We start from the raw sequence: 17,641 nt of genomic DNA, 5'->3' as shown, positions 1-17,641 counted from the left end.
ATCACGGTCCGGGGCCCCGTTCGTCGTTCGGGGGTTCTCCCATCCCCCACCGGATATCGTCCGGAGCGTACGTCTTGACCTTGACACTGTGACAAGCGCTCGAATGGGTCGTGAAGGAGGTGCCTCCCATGCGCACACATCAGGACCCGTCCACCCGCCTCGTCGAGGCCCTGTCCACCCGCCTCGTCGAGGCCCTGTCCACCGACGACGCCTCCGTGCGTCTGCGCGCCGCACTCGAGTCGGGTACCGCACCCGATCCCGAAACGGTGACCGCTCTCGTCGACCGGTGCGCGGTGGAGCCGGACTTCTTCGTCCGCGACATGCTGACCTGGGCGCTGTGCCGTCTGCCGGCCGGGGTGACCGTGCCGCGTCTGCTCGCCGAGCTCGGTTCGGATGTCTCGCAGGCACGCAGTCAGGCCCTGCACACGTTGTCGAAGATCGGCGATCCCGTCGCATGGCCGAAGGTTTCGGGGATGCTCCACGACGAGCACGACGAGGTGGCACGCAGCGCGTGGCGCGCGGCGGTCGCTCTCGTGCCACCGGGCTCGGAAAGCGGCCTCGCTGCGGCTCTCGGCGCCGAACTGGGCCGCGGCGACCGCGACCTACAACTGAGCCTCGGTCGCGCTCTCGTGGCACTCGACGAGGCCGCGGCGCCGGTCCTGGACACGGCGATGAACAGCCCCGACCCGCGCGTCCGCGCTCACGCGGAGGCCACCGAACGGATCCGCGTCGACCCCGACAGCGCGTTCGTCCTCTCTGTGGAGTCGGCGAAACGCGTCGCCGCACTCGGCGCGGACGGTATCCGGGAGTGAGCCGGTGCTGATCGGTGAGGTCTCGCGGCGCTCCGGTGTCAGCAGCCGCATGCTGCGGCACTACGACCGCCTGGGGCTGGTCACGCCGACTGGCCGTACCTCGGGCGGCTACCGCGAGTACACCGAGGACGACCTCAGGAGGCTCTTCCACGTGGAGAGTCTCCGGAGTCTCGGCCTGTCGCTGAACGAGGTCGGACGTGCGCTGGGGGAACCGGATTTCGCTCCGGCGGATCTGGTGCAGGAGCTGATCCGGCACACGCGCGAACGGATCGCCGCCGAGACCGAACTCCTCGCTCGTCTCGAAGGCGTCGACTCGGCCTCCCCCAGCGGTTGGGACGACGTCCTGCGCCTCGTCGCGCTGTTGCGCGCGTTCGAATCCGATTCCGGCTCCCGCCGCCAGCAGGCGATCCTGTCCCAGGACGAGGACACGACGCTGCCGGTCGCAGCGCTGGTCCGGGCGGCGCTGTCGGAGGAGGATCCGTTCGTCGCCGGCGCGCTGCGCTGGTCGCTCGCCCGAGCAGCGGAGGCATTCGACGCTGCGCTGCCGGCACTCGCGGAGGGCCTTCACTCCGACGAGGTGCCGGTGCGGCGACGGGCGATCGCGACACTCGCGGAACTCCGTGTGCCCGAATCGACGAGGCTCCTGGAGGGGGCCCTCGACGACACCGATCCCAAAGCACGTTCCACGGCGGCTCTGACGCTCGGGGCGCGAGGGGTGGACGTGGCCGTCCCCGTGCTCGTGGAGATGATCGTGGAGGGCCGGTCGGACGTCGAGGCCGCCGAGGTACTCGGCCTGCTCGCAGATCGGCCGCTGTCGTCCGCCGAGATCGTGCGGTTGCTGCAGCACGCGCTCGGCGGCTCGGACGATGCCGGTGTCCGGCTACGTCTCACGCAGGCACTCGCGGAGATCCCCGGGTCGGCCGCCTACGACGCGCTCGAGGCTCTGACCGACGATCCGAATCGTACGGTCGCAGCGACCGCGAGGGTCGTCCTCACCACGCGTCGGGCTCCCTGAAGAACTGAACCTCGAGAACGACGACGGAAACGACGCAGGCGCCGCACCCGAAGGTGCGGCGCCCGTGTGGTCGAGGGTACCGGCTCAGTGCTTCTCGGGTCCGATGTGGTACTCGAACACCAGGCCGGCTGCTGCCGCGATGATGAGCGCGACCGCGAGGACGATCATCCACGGCTGGTAGAAGGCCAGTGCGATGGCGGCGAACGCTGCTGCGCCGGCGAGCAGGATCGGCCAATAGCTCCCCGCACTGAAGAAACCGAGGTCGCCCGCACCGTCGCTGATCTCGGCGTCCTCGTAGTCCTCGGGACGGGTGTCGAGACGACGAGCAACGAAGCGGAAGTACGTTCCGACGATCAGGGTCAGACCGGCGGAGAGGACGATGGCCGTGAGGCCGGCCCATTCGATGCCCTTGTCCGAGAGCCCGGTGAACACGCCGTACACGATGGCGACGAGCACGAAGAACACCGTCACGACCTCGAAGAGCTTGGCTTCGATCTTCATATCAGCACTTGTCCTTGTCGGAGGGGGTGGCCGTCACTCGCCTGCGGCGACGGTCGCCGACCGATCCGTGCGGTCGGTCTTGAACGGAGTCGTCGAGGTCGCGATCGGGCTCTGGCCGATGGCTTCGAGCGCACGAGCGTTCGACAGGCCTTCGCCGCCGTCCTCGACCGGCTTGCGGAGCTCGATGTACCGGGCGAAGTCCTCCGGGCTGACCGCGCGGACCTCGAAGTTCATCATCGCGTGGTAGGTGCCGCACATCTCGGCGCAGCGGCCGACGAACGCGCCCTCACGCTCGATCTCGGAGATCTGGAAGACCGGATCGGAGTTGTTCTCACGCGGGTTCGGGTTCACGTCGCGCTTGAACAGGAACTCCGGCACCCAGAAGGCGTGGATGACGTCGGAGGACGCCAGCTGGAACTCGATGCGCTTCCCGGTGGGAAGAACGAGCACCGGAATCTCTTCGCTGGTGCCGATCGTCTCGATCTTGTCGTAGTGCAGGTAGGACAGGTCCTCGGCGGGCTTGCCGTGGATCGCTCCCGGAGCCTCGTGCTCCTCACCCGATTCACCGTGCGCGGTGGACGGGTCGAACGGCTCCTGTGCGACTGCCGCCTCGGCGACCTCGTCGATACCGTTGTAAGGGGCCGTGCCGTCCTGCAGATCGATCGTCCGGTAGCCGAACTTCCAGTTCCACTGGAACGCCGTCACGTCGACCACGACGTTCGGGTTGTCTTCCTTCTCCAGGACGTAGTTCTGCACCACGACCGTGAAGTAGAAGAGGACACACACGGCGACGAACGGCGCCGCGGTGTAAGCCAGCTCGAGCGGCACGTTGTATGCCGTCTGACGCGGGAACTCCGGATCGTCCTTCCGACGCCGGTAGGCAATGATCACCCAGAAGGTGAGTGCCCACACGAGAATTCCCATGACGAGGGCGGCGACAACCGACCACGTCCACAGTTCACGCATACGCTCGGCCTGAGGAGTGATGCCCTCCGGCCAGCCGAAACGAAGGATTTCTTCGCTCGAGCACCCGGTCAGCACCAAGGCTGCAATGCCGAGTGATGCTGCGAGCCCGAACCGCCGAAGGATCCGACCTTGCGCCACGTTCACGCCTTCCTGATCGCCGCAATTCCACTAGGGCACACCCGGAGGGCCGGCCCAATTACTACGCAGCGTAGACCAAACCCGGGCGCTATCCATCGCCGGGGCACGAAGAAAGTGTCGGACTGGGCGTTTCGACCGGAAGGCCCGGCTCGTGACGTCGGTTTTCTCCTGTCGGGCGAGTGATCGTCAGTGGCGTCCGGGCGCGGCTGCCCGATGTCGACCGTCTGCGGCATACTTCGGTAGAACCAACGCCGGACCCCGAGTGGTAGTTCCCGGTGTCATGCGCGGTGCGGTGTCCCGCGCTGGGCACCCACCGGGGTTCTTCGCGACACCCCCGACCGGAATGAGGTAACCCACGCGTGTGCGGATTGCTCGGGTTTCTGACCACTGACGGCACCAGCGACGACGCCGTCGCGAAGGTGGACTCCGCGATGCACTGCCTGCGCCATCGCGGCCCCGACGAGCACGGCACCTGGCACGACGCCGACCTCGTCTTCGGATTCAACCGGTTGTCGATCATCGACATCGCGCACTCGCACCAGCCGCTGCGCTGGGGCCCGCCGGAGCAGCCCGACCGCTACGCGCTGACCTTCAACGGTGAGATCTACAACTATCTCGAACTGCGCAAGGAGCTCACCGAGACGTTCGGTACCTCCTTCGCGACCGAGGGCGACAGCGAGGCGATCGTCGCGGCCTACCACCACTGGGGAGTGCGCGCGGTCCAGCGCCTGCGGGGTATGTTCGCCTTCGCGATCTGGGACACGCACACCCGCGAGCTGTTCGTCGCCCGCGACCCGTTCGGCATCAAGCCGCTGTTCCTCGCGACCGGCACCGGCGGTACCGCCTTCGGCAGCGAGAAGAAGAGTCTGCTGGAGCTCGCCGACGTGATCGGCATCGACACCGAGCTCGATCCTCGTGCGATCGAGCACTACACGGTGCTGCAGTACGTTCCCGAGCCCGAGACGCTGCACCGGCGGATCCGCCGCCTCGAGTCGGGCTGCTACGCGCGTATCACGCCCGGCGCCGAGCCGGAGATCACGCGGTACTTCCATCCCACCTTCCCGGTCCGGCCGTTCGCGGCGGGCCGCGAACAGGATCGTTACCGCGAGATCGCCGAGGCCCTCGAGGACTCGGTGGCCAAGCACATGCGCGCCGACGTGACCGTCGGGTCGTTCCTCTCGGGTGGCATCGATTCGACGGCCATCGCCGCGCTGGCGATGCGCCACAACCCGAAGCTCATCACCTTCACCGCGGGTTTCGAGCGGGAGGGTTACTCCGAGGTCGACGTCGCCGCAGAGTCGGCGGCCGCGATCGGTGCCCGGCACGTGGTGCGGGTGGTCTCCCCCAGCGAGTTCGCCGCGGCGATCCCCGAGATCATCTGGTACCTCGACGACCCTGTGGCCGACCCGGCGCTCGTGCCGCTGTGGTTCATCGCCCGGGAGGCCCGCAAGCACGTCAAGGTCGTGCTGTCGGGTGAGGGCGCCGACGAGCTGTTCGGCGGTTACACGATCTACCGCGAGCCGCTGTCGCTGCGTCCGTTCGAGTTCCTGCCGCCGGCGCTGCGCCGGGCTGCCGGGAAGCTTTCGGAGCGCATCCCCGAGGGCACCCGAGGCAAGAGCCTGCTGCACCGTGGCTCGATGACGCTCGAGGAGCGCTACTACGGCAACGCCCGCAGCTTCAACGACGCGCAGCTGCGCTCGGTGCTGCGCGACTTCCGTCCGGAATGGACGCACCAGGACGTCACCGCCCCGATCTACGCGCAGTCTGCCGGCTGGGATCCGGTGGCACGGATGCAGCATCTCGACCTGTTCACGTGGCTGCGCGGCGACATCCTCGTCAAGGCCGACAAGATGACGATGGCCAACTCGCTCGAGCTGCGCGTGCCGTTCCTGGACTCCGAGGTGTTCCGGGTGGCGTCGCAGGTTCCGCTGGACCAGAAGATCACGAAACAGACGACGAAGTATGCGCTGCGGCAGGCGCTGGAGGGCATCGTCCCGCCACACGTGCTGCACCGCGCGAAGCTGGGCTTCCCGGTGCCGCTGCGGCACTGGCTGGCCGGCACGGAGCTGTTCGACTGGGCGCACGAGGTGATCGCCGAGTCGCAGACCGATCACCTGCTCGACAAGGGCGCGGTGGCGAAGATGCTCGACGAGCACCGGACCGGCCCGATCGATCACAGCCGTCGTCTGTGGACGGTGCTGTGCTTCATGGTCTGGCACGGCATCTTCGTGGAGAAGCGCATCGTGCCGCAGATCCAGGAGCCGGCCTACCCGGTCGAGATCTGATCACCCGACCCGTACGCGACGGCCGCGAACATCCCCAGGGATGTTCGCGGCCGTCGCGTTTCCAGGACGGGGTGTTCCGTCGTTCAGGCGCCGAGAACCGCGCCGATCTCGTCGGCGGCGGCGGTGCCGTAGGCGTCGGCGAGACGCTTGAGGGCGTCGGTGCGGTCGAAGGTCCACTCCTGCGTGCCGGTGGTTTCGAGGACGTGCACCGCGACCAGCGAGCCCAGCTGCGCGGCCCGTTCGATGCTCAGACCCGAGCGGTGTCCGAGCAGGAAGCCGGCGCGGAAGGCGTCGCCCACACCGGTGGGGTCGACCTTGGCGCGCTCGGGCACCACACCGACCTGCACCTGGTTGCCGTCGCGGTCGACGATCTTTGCGCCGTCGCCGCCGAGGGTGGTGATACGCATGCCGACCTTCGCCTGCACCTCGTCCTCGGTGAGACCGGTCTTCTGCAGCAGCAGTCCCCACTCGTACTCGTTGGTGAACAGGTACTCGGCACCGTCGATGAGCTGCTCGGTCTGCTGCCCGTCCAGGCGGGCGAGCTGCTGGGACGGGTCGGCGACGAACGGGACGCCGAGCCGGCGGCACTCCTCGGTGTGCCGGATCATCGCGTCGGGATCGTTGGCGCCGACGAGCACGAGGTCGACACCGTGCTTGCTCACCACGTCGGCGATGGAGATCTCGCGGGCCTCGGACATCGCACCGGGATAGAACGAGGCGATCTGTGCCATGTCCAGGTCGGTGGTGCACACGAAGCGGGCGGTGTGGGCGGTCTGCGAGATCCGCACCGACGAGCAGTCGACCCCGTGGTCCTCGAGCCAGGTGCGGTACTCGGTGAAGTCGGCGCCGACGGCGCCGACGAGCACCGGCGTTCCGCCGAGCACACCCATCGCGAAGGCGATGTTGCCGCCCACTCCGCCGCGCCGGACGACGAGGTCGTCGACGAGGAAGCTCAGCGAGATGTGCGCGAGCTGGTCGGCGAGCAGCTGCTCGGCGAACCGGCCGGGGAAGCGCATGAGGTGGTCGGTGGCGATGGAGCCGGTCACGGCGATGGTCACGTGGCTGAGCCTTTCCGCGGATGTCGATGGTGTGGCTGCTCACACGGAGAGCCGTAGCGGTCCCACGGTACTACCGCGGAAACGACGGAACCCCGGCGCCGTGAAGCGCCGGGGTTCCGAAGTGCGTCCTCAGCTCAGTTGAACGAGTCGCCGCAGGCGCACGACCCCGTGGCATTCGGGTTGTCGATGGTGAAGCCCTGCTTCTCGATGGTGTCGACGAAGTCGATCGACGCACCCTCGACGTACGGCGCGCTCATCCGGTCGACGGCGAGCGTCACACCGGCGAATTCCTTCGTGAGGTCTCCGTCCAGCGTGCGGTCGTCGAAGAACAGCTGGTACCGCAGACCGGCACAGCCTCCGGGCTGCACGGCGATACGCAGTGCGAGGTCGTCGCGGCCCTCCTGATCGAGCAGTGCCTTCGCCTTCGCAGCGGCGGCCTCGGTCAGGATGACGCCGTGAGTATCGGTCTCTTGCTGCACAGTCATGGGCGCTCCCTGTCGTTCGTGTCGAAACCCGATGGTTCAACGGTACCGCGCCGGAATCTATTCCTCGTGGACGAGTTGCGCCGAGCGTGGTATGGCGTGCGGAATTTCCCGCTTCTCTCCACTATCCCATAGCCTGGTGGTGTGAAGTTGCTACGCCGCGGTGGTTCCGACGACTCCGCCGATCACCAGGTTCCTGCGACCGAGGACTCCCCGGCCGCGACTCCCGACGATTCCGCGTCCGCGAAGGCGACGACCGGTAAGGGGCGTCCGACGCCGAAACGGCGCGACGCCGAGAACCGTCGCCGCGGTCCCGTCGCCCCCGCTCCCCTGACTGCGAAGGAAGCACGCGAGCGCCGTAAGGCCGCGCGCAAGTCGCAGAGCAAGGAGGAGCGCAAGGCGGCCGCCGCGCAGCGTCGCGCCGACGCGTCCAAGCGTCGCAACCGGATGCTCGCGGGCGAGGAGAAGTACCTGCTCCCCCGCGACCGCGGCCCGGTGCGCGCCTACGTGCGCGACATCGTCGACAGCCGGCGCAATCTCGTCGGCCTGTTCATGCCACTCGCGCTCGTGCTCATCATGTCGATGTTCCTCGGACCGGTGGTGCAGCAGTACGTCACGCTCGCGATGTTCGTGATGATGTTCCTGATGATCATCGAGGGCATCTACCTCGGGCGCATGGTCAACAGGAAGGTGCGCGAGCGCTTCCCGGATTCGACGGACGGTGGCTTCGGCCTCGGCTGGTACGCCTTCGTGCGCGCCTCCCAGATCAAGAAGCTGCGTGCACCGCTCCCCCGGGTCGGCCCGGGCGACGCCGTCTGACCGTCCGGCGACCCTCAGTTGTGAGGCGCCCCGCACACCACCGGCGGTAGCTGCCGGATCTCGGCCGCGGCCTGCATGTCCTGCGACATGCGGTGCCGCGGCCGAGTCGTCTGTGCGGGGCGTTCCCAGTGAAGCCGCCAGGGTGCACGCCGGACCCAGGCCGGCGCGGGAGCAGTCCGCCGGCGGAGCACCTCGAGACCGATGATCAGGGTGGACAGGACCACGACGGTGACGGTGAGTTCGATCATGTCTCGATCCTCCGACCGAACCCGATCGCCGAAAAGTGGCAGTGATGACGCATAACGTCGAATTTCTGCCAGACCGGGCGGTTGATAGCGTTCTCGCGTGAAGATCCGTCCGAGAGGTGACCTGTGACCAGCGGTTCCGATTCCCCCGCCGACGTCGAGTTCCCGCGCGTCGACCTACCCGATCTCGAAGCACGCGTCGCCGCCGAGGAACGCCAGCGAGATCTGACGAAACCCGCCGGCTCACTCGGACGGCTCGAGGAACTCGGGTGCTGGGTCGCCGCCTGCCAGGGCGAGGTCCCGCCCCATCCCTTCCGCCGACCGCGGGTCGTGGTCTTCGCAGGTGACCACGGCGTCGCACGCAACGGGGTCTCGGCCTATCCGCCGGAGGTCACCGCGCAGATGGTCGCGAACCTGTCCGCAGGGGGCGCCGCCGTGAACGTGCTCGCCGCCGCCGCAGGCGCAGGAGTGCGGGTCGTCGACATGGCAGTCGAGAGCGACACCTCCCCCGAGGTGTCCGAGTTCAAGATCCGTCGCTCGAGCGGCAGCATCGACCGCGAGGACGCACTGACACACGACGAGACGGTCCGCGCGATCGAGGCCGGCCGTGCGCTCGCCGACCGCGAGGTCGACGAAGGTGCCGATCTGCTCGTCGCGGGCGATATGGGAATCGGGAACACCACTCCTGCAACCGTTCTCATCGCCACCCTTACCGCCACCGAACCCGTGGCCGCGGTCGGCCGCGGCACCGGCGTCGACGACGCGGGGTGGATGCGCAAGGTCACCGCGATCCGCGACGCCATGTGGCGGGCGCGGCCCCACGTACGCAATCCCGTCGCCCTGCTGCGCACCGCCGGTGGCGCGGACTTCGCCGCGATGGCGGGATTCCTCGCGCAGGCCGCGGTCCGCCGGACGCCGGTGATCCTCGACGGAGTCGTCGTCACCGCCGCCGCGATGGTCGCCGAGGAACTCGCACCCGGCGCGGCACGCTGGTGGGTGTCCGGTCACCGGTCGGCCGAACCCGCCCACGCCATCGCGCTGCGTCATCTCCGACTCGAACCGATCGTCGACCTCGGTATGCGCCTCGGCGAAGGATCGGGAGCCGTGACGGCGCTGCCGGTACTGCAGGGTGCGGTCGCGATCCTCGCGCAGATGGCCACCTTCTCCGAGGCGGGCGTGAGCACCCGCGAGGAGAGCGCTCCGGCGACCGCGGACTGATGATCCGCGCCTGGATCGGCGGGGTCGCGCTGGCCCTGTCGTGGTTGACGGTCCTGCCCGCGCGAGGCCCGTCGGAGATCGACCGGACGGTCGCCGGACGTGCGATCTCCGCGGCGCCGATCGCCGGTGCCGTACTCGCCGCCGCGACCACGGCCGTCTGCCTGGTCGGTTCCGCCGTCGGGACGCCACCACTGGTGACGGGCCTGGTGTGTGTCGGGGTGTTGGCGGTCGGCACCCGGGGAATGCACGTCGACGGGCTGAGCGACACCGCCGACGGTCTCGGTTGCTACGGCCCGCCCGAGCGGGCGCGCGAGGTGATGCACAGCGGCGGCGCGGGTCCCTTCGGTGTCGCGGCGCTCGTCGTCGTCCTCGGTCTGCAGGCCGCCTCGTTCGGCGCGCTCGCCGACACCGACGCGTGGTGGGCGCTCGCGTTCGCAGTCTTCTCGGGACGTGTGGCCGTGGTCCTCGCGTGCCGGCGCGGTGTCCCGGCCGCGCCCGGCAGCGGCTTCGGCTCGCTCGTGGCGGGGACGCAGGGTGTCGTGCCGATCACGGTGTGGACGGTGGCCGCGGTGGCACTGTCGCTTGTGTGCCTGCCCGGTCCGCTCTGGGTGGGACCGCTCGTCGTCACGGTGGTACTGGTCGTCGCGGTACTCTTCGCCCGGCACTGCGTCGCGCGCTTCGGCGGCATGAACGGCGACGTGCTCGGCGCAGTTACCGAGGGCACGGCCGCCGCCGTCGCGGTGGCAGCGTCGGGGCTCCTCTAGATCGCACTGCGTCCGGAAACGACGAAGGGGTGCTGCCGGAATCGGCAGCACCCCTTCGTCGTCGTTCGTGGCTACGTCACTTGCGCAGCGTCGTCATCCACCCGTGGGTGTCGGCGAAGGTACCGCGCTGGATGCCGGTCAGGGTGTCGCGCAGGGCCATCGTGATGGGGCCGGGCTCGCCGTCGGCGATGGTGAACTCGCCGTCCTTGTCCTTGACGCTGCCGACCGGCGTGATGACCGCGGCGGTACCGCACGCGAACACCTCGGTGATCTCACCGCTGCCGGCCTTCTCACGCCACTCGTCGGTGCTGATGCGCCGCTCCTCGACCGAGAGACCGGAGTCCTTGGCGAGGGTGAGCAGCGAGTCGCGGGTGATGCCGGGCAGCAGCGAGCCGGACAGCTCCGGGGTGACCAGACGCGCGTCGGCACCCGACCCGTACACGAAGTACAGGTTCATGCCGCCCATCTCCTCGACGTACTTGCGCTCGATGGCGTCGAGCCAGACCACCTGGTCGCAGCCTTGCTCGGCGGCATGCGCCTGCGCGACGAGCGAAGCCGCGTAGTTGCCGGCGAACTTCGCGGCGCCCGTGCCACCCGGGGAGGCGCGCACGTACTCGCGGGAGAGCCACACGTTGACGGGCTTCACGCCGCGCGGGAAGTAGGCACCCGCCGGGGACGCGATGACGAGGAACTTGTACTCCTTCGCGGGCCGCACGCCGAGAGCCGGCTCGGTCGCGAACGCGAAGGGACGCAGGTAGAGCGAATCCTCGCCGCCGGCGGCGGGAACCCACTCGTTGTCGACCTCGACCAGCTCGGTGATCGCCTTCACGAACAGCTCCGGCGGCAGGTACGGCATCGCGAGCCGCTCCGCGGACCGGTTCATGCGCGCGGCATTGGCGGTCACGCGGAACGACGCGATGCTGCCGTCGGCCTGACGGTAGGCCTTGAGGCCCTCGAAGATCGCCTGCCCGTAGTGCAGGACCATCGCGGCCGGGTCCAGGGATATCGGGGCGTACGGCTCGACTTTCGCGTCGTGCCAACCGATCCCGCCGGTGTAGGTGATCGACACCATGTGATCGGTGAAGTACTGCCCGAAACCGGGATTCGACAGAACCTCCTGTCGCCGCTCCGCAGAGCTCGGTGAAGGATGCTGGACGCGGGCGAATTCGAGGACACCTGTCATGGGGGACAATGGTACAACCGCCCGCAGAACCGTTATCTGGTGTGGTCCTCGACGAACGGCGGAGCCACCACTTCGGCACGCAGCGATCGTCCGCGCACGTCCACGGCCACTTCGTCGCCCGGCTCGAGTCCGGCGGAGGTGTCGAGGAGCGCGAGGGCGATGCCGATCTTGAGGGTCGGAGAGAAGGTGCCCGAGGTGGTCCGCCCGACCTCGTCGCCGTCGCGTCGCACGGTCAGATCCTGACGCAGGACGCCGCGGTCGAGTGCCCGCAGGCCCCACAGTTTCCGCGCCGGGCCCGCCTCCTTCTCGCGGAGCAGGGCGTCGCGCCCCCAGAACTGCGGCTTCTTCCAGCCCACGGCCCAGCCGACCCGCGCCTCGAGCGGGGAGATGTCGACGGAGAGCTCGTGCCCGTGCAGCGCGTAGCCCATCTCGGTGCGCAGGGTGTCGCGGGCGCCGAGACCGGCGGCCTGGCCGCCCTGCGCACGGACGGCATCGAGCAGGGCGCGGAAGACGCGTTCGGCGTCGTCCCAGCGCGGCAGCACCTCGTAGCCGCGTTCACCGGTGTAGCCGCTGCGGCACACGCGCACCGGAGCACCCTCGTACTCGGCGTCGGCGAAGCCCATGTAGGCGATGTCGGTGGGCAGGCCGAGCGCCTCGAGGACCTCGCCGGACTTCGGTCCCTGGACGGCGAACACCGCGTGATCGCGATGCTGGTTCGTCACTGTGACGCCGGCCGGCGCCGCGGCGGCCAGTGCCTCGACGACCGCCGCGGTGTTGGCCGCATTCGGAACGAGGAAGAGCTCGTCGTCGGAGACGTGATAGACGATCAGGTCGTCGACGACACCGCCGTTCTCGGTGCAGCACAGCGTGTACTGCGCCTTGCCGGGACCGATCCGGGTGAGGTCGTTGCTGAGCGTGGTGTTGAGGAACTCGGCGGCACCCGGTCCGGCGACGAGCGCCTTTCCCAGGTGGCTGACGTCGAACAGTCCCACGTTCTCGCGCACGGCCGTGTGCTCGGCGACCGTCCCGGCGTAGGAGACCGGCATCTCCCAGCCACCGAACGGAGCGAAGGTCGCACCGAGTTCGACGTGCACGGTGTGGATGGGGCCCTGCTTCAGTTCCTCGTCGCTCATGGCGTACGACGCTATCCCACCGCCATGGTGTCCGACAGCGACGCCGGGCGTCGTTGTCATTAGGGTCGATGGCATCGAGGCGATTCCCCTCGCACCGAACGACGCCGCAAGAGAACGACTCGCTCGTTCCCGACCCAGCTCCAAGGAGATGCCCTGTGAGTGCACCCACTCCCGATCTTCCCGAACTCGTTCTCGCCGGTTCGGTTTCCACACGAGCCGATGTCCTGGTGATCGGCGTGACCTCTTCCGACGGCACCCCCGAGATCCTCGCGGGCGACGCCCCGATCGACGAGGCGGTCCTCGGCGAACTGCTCGACGCCCTGGTCGCCGTGGGCGCGAAGGGCCGCGGCGAGGAGCTCACCCGCGTGCCGGCACCCGCCTCCCTGCCCGTGGCGAGCGTGCTCGCCGTCGGTCTCGGCGACGCCGACAAGATCGACGCCGAGCAGGTCCGCCGCTCCGCCGGTACCGCGGCACGCGCACTGACGGGTGTGGAGACGGTCGCGACCACACTGTCCGCCGTCGACCTCGGTGCCGCGGCGGAAGGCTTCGCGCTCGGCGCCTACACCTACACCGAGTTCCGGTCGGAGAAGTCCGCACCCAAGGAGGACGCGCAGCCGGTCGCGCGGGTGGAGCTGCTCGTGCCCTCGACCCGCGACCGCGCGGCCAAGGCGGCGCTCACCCGCTCCGTCGCGATCGCCGAGGCCGTCGCGACGGCCCGGAACTTCGTGAACACCCCGCCGAGCCACCTGTTCCCGGCCGAGTTCGCCGAGCGCGCGAAGGCACTCGGCGAGGCCGCCGGTCTGAAGGTCGAGATCCTCGACGAGAAGGCGCTCGAGAAGAAGGGCTTCGGCGGCATCGTCGGCGTCGGCAAGGGCTCGTCGCGTCCCCCGCGTCTCGTGCGCCTGTCCTACTCGTCGAAGAAGCGCAAGGCCCCGAAGGTCGCGCTCGTGGGCAAGGGCATCACTTTCGACACCGGCGGCATCTCCATCAAGCCCGCCGCCGGTATGGAGGCGATGACCTCCGACATGGCCGGCGCCGCCGCGGTCGTCGCGACCGTCGTGCTCGCCGCGAAACTCGGTGTCGCTGCCGACGTCACCGCGACCGTGCCGATGGCCGAGAACATGCCGTCGTCGACCGCGCAGCGTCCGGGCGACGTGCTGACCCAGTACGGTGGAACCACCGTCGAGGTCATCAACACCGACGCCGAGGGTCGCCTGATCCTCGCCGACGCCATCGTGCGCGCATGCGAGGACGATCCCGACTACCTCATCGACACCGCGACCCTCACCGGCGCACAGATGGTCGCCCTCGGCACCCGGACGCCGGGCGTCATGGGTCACGACGAGTTCCGCGACCGCGTGGCCGCGCTGTCCCAGGAGGTCGGCGAGAACGGCTGGGCGATGCCCTTCCCGAAGGAACTGCGCGGTGATCTCGAGTCCCGCGTGGCCGACCTCGCGAACGTCTCCCCCCACCGGTGGGGCGGCATGCTCACGGCCGGCATCTTCCTGAAGGAGTTCGTCGCCGAGGGTGTGCAGTGGGCGCACATCGACGTCGCCGGCCCGGCCTTCAACACCGGCGGACCGTTCGGTTACGTCGGCAAGGGCGGCACCGGCGTGCCCGTGCGCACCATGCTCGCCGTGATCGAGGACATCGCCGCCAACGGATGATCTTCCGCACCGGTCCTCTCCCCGCCTGGCCCCGCCCGGGGCGAGGGAGAGGACCGGTGTGATCGGTAACAGCGGAACCCCGGTGTGAGGTGATCCGCCCCTCCCCGAACATCACCGAAAGATAGGTGCAAGGATGGGAGGGGCCATGCCCCGCCGGTATCGGCCCGACCGAACACGTGAACCAGCAGGCACGGGGTTCCTGGCCCGCGCACAATGGTCAACGACCACACAATGGTCGGCGACCACGAGTCGGTACAACTCAACACACACGAACACAACCGTCGAGGAGTCAACAGACATGGCCTTCTCCGTCCAGATGCCAGCGCTTGGTGAGAGCGTCACCGAGGGAACTGTCACGCGATGGCTCAAGCAGGAAGGAGACACGGTCGAAGTCGACGAGCCCTTGCTCGAAGTCTCCACGGACAAGGTCGACACCGAGATCCCGTCGCCTGCAGCCGGCGTGCTGGTCAAGATCGTCGCCCAGGAGGACGACACGGTCGAGATCGGTGGCGAACTGGCCGTGATCGGTGACGCCGGTGAGGAAGCCGGCGGAGATTCCGCACCCGCTGCCGAAGAGGCACCGGCCGAAGAGGCTCCCGCCGAAGAGCCCGCCGCGGAGTCCGCCCCCGCGCAGCCCGCATCCTCGGGTGGTAGCGGCGAGGGCACCCCGGTCACCATGCCGGCACTGGGCGAGTCGGTCACCGAAGGCACCGTCACCCGCTGGCTCAAGGCCGTCGGCGACGAGGTCGCCGTGGACGAACCGCTCCTCGAGGTCTCCACCGACAAGGTCGACACCGAGATCCCCTCCCCGGTCGCCGGCATCCTCACCGAGATCACCGCTCAGGAGGACGAGACCGTCGAGGTCGGTGGACAGCTCGCTGTCATCGGCAGCGAGGCCCCGGCCCAGCAGTCCGCTCCCGCCGAGCAGTCCGCCCCGGCCGAGGAGTCGGCGCCGGCGGCCGAGCCCACCACCGAGCCGTCCGAGGAGGCCGCTCCGGCTCCGTCCGCCCCCGCGCAGCCCGCATCCTCGGGTGGTAGCGGCGAGGGCACCCCGGTCACCATGCCGGCACTGGGCGAGTCGGTCACCGAAGGCACCGTCACCCGCTGGCTCAAGGCCGTCGGCGACGAGGTCGCCGTGGACGAACCGCTCCTCGAGGTCTCCACCGACAAGGTCGACACCGAGATCCCCTCCCCGGTCGCCGGCATCCTCACCGAGATCACCGCTCAGGAGGACGAGACCGTCGAGGTCGGTGGACAGCTCGCCGTCATCGGCAGCGAGGCCCCGGCCCAGCAGTCCGCTCCCGCCGAGGAGAAGCCCGCGCCGAAGCAGGAGGTTCCGAAGCAGGAGACTCCGAAGCCCGCCGAGCAGAAGCCCGCCGCACAGCAGCAGGCCCCGAAGGTCGAGCAGGCCACCCCGGCTCCCGCACCGAAGCCGGTCGGGACCGCGGCGACGACCCCGAAGCCCGCGCCTCAGGAGGAGTCCACCCCGAGCGGTGCGACCCCGTACGTCACCCCGCTCGTGCGCAAGCTCGCCTCGCAGCACGGCGTCGACCTGTCGACGGTGAAGGGCACCGGTGTCGGTGGCCGCATCCGCAAGCAGGACGTCCTCGCTGCCGCCGAGGGTGGCAAGGCCGCCGGTGGCGAGCAGCAGAAGTCTGCTGCTCCGGCGAGTCCGGCTCCGGGTGTGCGCCCCGAGCTCGCCAAGCTGCGCGGAACGACCCAGAAGGTCAACCGCATCCGCCAGATCACGGCGAAGAAGACCCTCGAGTCGCTGCAGACCACCGCGCAGCTCACCCAGACCTTCGAGGTCGACGTCACCAAGATCGCCCAGTTGCGGGCCCAGGCGAAGAAGGCGTTCTCCGAGCGCGAGGGCGTCAACCTCACCTTCCTGCCGTTCTTCGCCAAGGCCGTCGTCGAGGCGCTGCGCGCGCACCCGAACGTCAACGCCTCCTTCGACGACGGCAAGAAGGAGATCACCTACCACGCGGCCGAGCACCTCGGCATCGCGGTGGACACCGAGCAGGGTCTGCTCTCCCCGGTGATCCACAACGCCGGAGACCTGTCGCTGGCCGAGCTCGCCCGCGCGATCGCCGACATCGCCGAGCGTGCCCGCAAGGGTGGTCTCAAGCCCGACGAGCTGGCCGGTGGCACCTTCACCATCACCAACATCGGTAGCCAGGGCGCGTTGTTCGACACCCCGATCCTCGTGCCGCCGCAGGCCGCGATGCTCGGAACCGGCGCGATCGTCAAGCGTCCGGTCGTGGTGATCGACGAGACCGGCAACGAGTCCATCGGCGTCCGCTCGATGTGCTACCTGCCGCTGACCTACGATCACCGCCTGATCGACGGTGCCGACGCGGGCCGCTTCCTCAAGACGATCAAGCATCGTCTCGAGGAGGGCGCGTTCGAGGCCGATCTGGGACTGTAGGTTCCCGGATCCGGACTACCCGTCCGGACGACCTCCGACGGGGGCATCACCGCTGCGGTGATGCCCCCGTCGGCGTCCGCGCCACAGCGGGTGCCCTCCCCCTGCGGTGCGGCGTAGAGTTCAGGAACATGAGTGATCCCTCGTCTTCCGCCCGTTCCGATTCGGCTCCCGTCGCCGTCGTACGGCTCGGAACCCTCGGTTATCTCGAGGCCTGGGAGAGGCAGCGCGAACTCGCGAACGAGCGCGCCGACGGCATCGGCGCCGACACCCTGCTGCTGCTCGAACACCCGCCCGTCTATACGGCCGGGCGCCGAACCGAGGACGGCGATCGCCCCACCGACGGCACGCCCGTCATCGACGTCGACCGCGGCGGCAAGATCACCTGGCACGGCCCCGGGCAGCTCGTGGGTTACCCCATCGTCAAGCTCGCCGAGCCGATCGACGTCGTCGGCTACGTGCGTCGCATCGAGCAGGGCCTGATCCGCGTCTGCACCGATATGGGCCTGAACTGCGGCCGTGTGGAGGGACGCTCCGGTGTCTGGCTTCCCGCCGAGCTGCGCGACGGGCATTGGCTCCCCGAACGCAAGATCGCCGCGATCGGTATCCGGGTGCAGCGTGGGGTCGCCATGCACGGCTTCGCTCTCAACTGCAATTCGGCTCTCGACGCGTTCGACTCGATCGTCCCGTGCGGCATCCGCGACGCCGGAGTCGCGTCGCTCACCGGCGAACTCGGCCGGGAGGTCACCGTCGACGACGTGATCCCGGCCGTCACCGAGGCCGTCATCGCTGCTCTCGACGGTCGAATCCCCGTGACCGAGTGCGACATCGAGCGGGTCACCTTCGAGCAGGCGGTCGGGACGTCCGGAATTCCCACCACCACCCCGGAATTCACGACGCACCGGTTCTGAGGGGCGGTCGCACCCGCCG

The 17,641-nt window shown here is 69.1% G+C and carries 16 protein-coding genes; 9 read left to right on the top strand and 7 right to left on the bottom strand.

Annotation, left to right across the window (positions count from 1 at the left end; all coding sequences use genetic code 11):
• Positions 1–128: 128 nt before the first annotated feature.
• Together NVV99_RS13830 and NVV99_RS13825 are read left to right on the top strand one after the other, a co-directional pair.
• Positions 129–812, top strand: a complete 684-nt coding sequence (locus NVV99_RS13830; protein ID WP_024101298.1) for a HEAT repeat domain-containing protein — start codon at positions 129–131, stop codon at positions 810–812.
• Between the two features lie 4 nt (positions 813–816).
• Positions 817–1,827, top strand: coding sequence for a HEAT repeat domain-containing protein (locus NVV99_RS13825; RefSeq protein ID WP_024101299.1), 1,011 nt, complete (start codon positions 817–819; stop codon positions 1,825–1,827).
• Positions 1,828–1,911: 84 nt separating this feature from the next.
• On the opposite strand, the gene NVV99_RS13820 is transcribed toward NVV99_RS13825, so the two are convergent.
• Together NVV99_RS13820 and NVV99_RS13815 are read right to left on the bottom strand one after the other, a co-directional pair.
• A complete protein-coding gene (locus tag NVV99_RS13820) occupies positions 1,912–2,328 on the bottom strand; it encodes a cytochrome c oxidase subunit 4 (RefSeq protein WP_006554396.1) in 417 nt (138 codons plus the stop codon).
• 33 nt (positions 2,329–2,361) lie between these two features.
• Positions 2,362–3,438 carry a cytochrome c oxidase subunit II gene (locus tag NVV99_RS13815; RefSeq protein ID WP_006554397.1) on the bottom strand — a complete coding sequence of 359 codons (1,077 nt, stop codon included), beginning with the start codon at positions 3,436–3,438 and terminating at the stop codon, positions 2,362–2,364.
• Between the two features lie 353 nt (positions 3,439–3,791).
• Between NVV99_RS13815 and asnB the strand changes: the two genes are divergently transcribed.
• The gene (asnB, locus tag NVV99_RS13810; protein WP_006554398.1) at positions 3,792–5,717 is read left to right on the top strand and encodes an asparagine synthase (glutamine-hydrolyzing); all 1,926 of its coding nucleotides are present in this window, start codon (positions 3,792–3,794) and stop codon (positions 5,715–5,717) included.
• A gap of 83 nt (positions 5,718–5,800) precedes the next feature.
• Here asnB and NVV99_RS13805 read toward each other — a convergent pair whose 3' ends face one another.
• Both NVV99_RS13805 and NVV99_RS13800 read right to left on the bottom strand, forming a co-directional pair.
• Complete coding sequence (locus NVV99_RS13805) at positions 5,801–6,775, bottom strand: carbohydrate kinase family protein (protein WP_024101300.1); 975 nt, start codon at positions 6,773–6,775, stop codon at positions 5,801–5,803.
• Between the two features lie 134 nt (positions 6,776–6,909).
• Positions 6,910–7,260, bottom strand: a complete 351-nt coding sequence (locus NVV99_RS13800; RefSeq protein WP_006554400.1) for an iron-sulfur cluster assembly accessory protein — start codon at positions 7,258–7,260, stop codon at positions 6,910–6,912.
• A 141-nt stretch (positions 7,261–7,401) separates the two neighbouring features.
• On the opposite strand from NVV99_RS13800, the gene NVV99_RS13795 reads away from it, so the two are divergent.
• The gene (locus NVV99_RS13795) at positions 7,402–8,076 is read left to right on the top strand and encodes a DUF3043 domain-containing protein (protein WP_260782920.1); all 675 of its coding nucleotides are present in this window, start codon (positions 7,402–7,404) and stop codon (positions 8,074–8,076) included.
• Between the two features lie 14 nt (positions 8,077–8,090).
• Here NVV99_RS13795 and NVV99_RS13790 read toward each other — a convergent pair whose 3' ends face one another.
• Positions 8,091–8,324: a hypothetical protein gene (locus tag NVV99_RS13790; RefSeq protein WP_024101302.1), complete on the bottom strand. Its 234-nt coding sequence runs from the start codon at positions 8,322–8,324 to the stop codon at positions 8,091–8,093.
• 123 nt (positions 8,325–8,447) lie between these two features.
• Here NVV99_RS13790 and cobT point away from each other — a divergent pair, with 123 nt between their 5' ends.
• Together cobT and NVV99_RS13780 are read left to right on the top strand one after the other, a co-directional pair.
• Positions 8,448–9,539 (top strand): nicotinate-nucleotide--dimethylbenzimidazole phosphoribosyltransferase, encoded by a 1,092-nt coding sequence (cobT, locus tag NVV99_RS13785; RefSeq protein ID WP_024101303.1) that lies wholly within the window; start codon positions 8,448–8,450, stop codon positions 9,537–9,539.
• On the top strand, positions 9,539–10,303 hold the full coding sequence (locus NVV99_RS13780) for an adenosylcobinamide-GDP ribazoletransferase (protein ID WP_041803393.1): 765 nt from the start codon (positions 9,539–9,541) through the stop codon (positions 10,301–10,303). The genes cobT and NVV99_RS13780 overlap by 1 nt, the downstream gene beginning before the upstream one ends.
• A 76-nt stretch (positions 10,304–10,379) precedes the next feature.
• Here the strand turns inward: NVV99_RS13780 and NVV99_RS13775 are convergent, their stop codons facing one another.
• Entirely contained in the window at positions 10,380–11,486 is a 1,107-nt protein-coding gene (locus NVV99_RS13775; RefSeq protein WP_024101305.1) for a branched-chain amino acid aminotransferase, read from the bottom strand.
• A 32-nt stretch (positions 11,487–11,518) separates the two neighbouring features.
• Positions 11,519–12,619 carry a glycine cleavage system aminomethyltransferase GcvT gene (gene gcvT / locus NVV99_RS13770; protein ID WP_024101306.1) on the bottom strand — a complete coding sequence of 367 codons (1,101 nt, stop codon included), beginning with the start codon at positions 12,617–12,619 and terminating at the stop codon, positions 11,519–11,521.
• A gap of 155 nt (positions 12,620–12,774) precedes the next feature.
• Here gcvT and NVV99_RS13765 point away from each other — a divergent pair, with 155 nt between their 5' ends.
• The 3 genes from NVV99_RS13765 (at position 12,775) to lipB (ending at position 17,622) form a co-directional block, all read left to right on the top strand.
• Positions 12,775–14,286 carry a leucyl aminopeptidase gene (locus NVV99_RS13765; protein WP_024101307.1) on the top strand — a complete coding sequence of 504 codons (1,512 nt, stop codon included), beginning with the start codon at positions 12,775–12,777 and terminating at the stop codon, positions 14,284–14,286.
• Positions 14,287–14,584: 298 nt separating this feature from the next.
• A complete protein-coding gene (sucB, locus tag NVV99_RS13760; protein ID WP_260782919.1) occupies positions 14,585–16,714 on the top strand; it encodes a 2-oxoglutarate dehydrogenase, E2 component, dihydrolipoamide succinyltransferase in 2,130 nt (709 codons plus the stop codon).
• A gap of 128 nt (positions 16,715–16,842) precedes the next feature.
• Positions 16,843–17,622: a lipoyl(octanoyl) transferase LipB gene (lipB, locus tag NVV99_RS13755; RefSeq protein WP_024101309.1), complete on the top strand. Its 780-nt coding sequence runs from the start codon at positions 16,843–16,845 to the stop codon at positions 17,620–17,622.
• The last annotated feature ends 19 nt before the right edge of the window (positions 17,623–17,641 follow it).

This window comes from Rhodococcus sp. PAE-6 (assembly GCF_025290685.1).
GTDB classification, from domain to species: Bacteria; Actinomycetota; Actinomycetes; order Mycobacteriales; family Mycobacteriaceae; genus Rhodococcus; species Rhodococcus pyridinivorans.
Note: the sequence above shows the minus strand (reverse complement) of the source record. Positions and strands in the feature narration are given on the sequence as shown.

Coding starts and splice junctions, on each gene's coding strand:
- NVV99_RS13830 (WP_024101298.1), top strand. CDS start 129: ATGCGCACACATCAGGACCCGTCCACCCGCCTCGTCGAGGCCCTGTCC.
- NVV99_RS13820 (WP_006554396.1), bottom strand. CDS start 2,328: ATGAAGATCGAAGCCAAGCTCTTCGAGGTCGTGACGGTGTTCTTCGTG.
- NVV99_RS13800 (WP_006554400.1), bottom strand. CDS start 7,260: ATGACTGTGCAGCAAGAGACCGATACTCACGGCGTCATCCTGACCGAG.
- NVV99_RS13790 (WP_024101302.1), bottom strand. CDS start 8,324: ATGATCGAACTCACCGTCACCGTCGTGGTCCTGTCCACCCTGATCATC.
- NVV99_RS13780 (WP_041803393.1), top strand. CDS start 9,539: ATGATCCGCGCCTGGATCGGCGGGGTCGCGCTGGCCCTGTCGTGGTTG.
- NVV99_RS13775 (WP_024101305.1), bottom strand. CDS start 11,486: ATGACAGGTGTCCTCGAATTCGCCCGCGTCCAGCATCCTTCACCGAGC.
- gcvT (WP_024101306.1), bottom strand. CDS start 12,619: ATGAGCGACGAGGAACTGAAGCAGGGCCCCATCCACACCGTGCACGTC.
- sucB (WP_260782919.1), top strand. CDS start 14,585: ATGGCCTTCTCCGTCCAGATGCCAGCGCTTGGTGAGAGCGTCACCGAG.
- lipB (WP_024101309.1), top strand. CDS start 16,843: ATGAGTGATCCCTCGTCTTCCGCCCGTTCCGATTCGGCTCCCGTCGCC.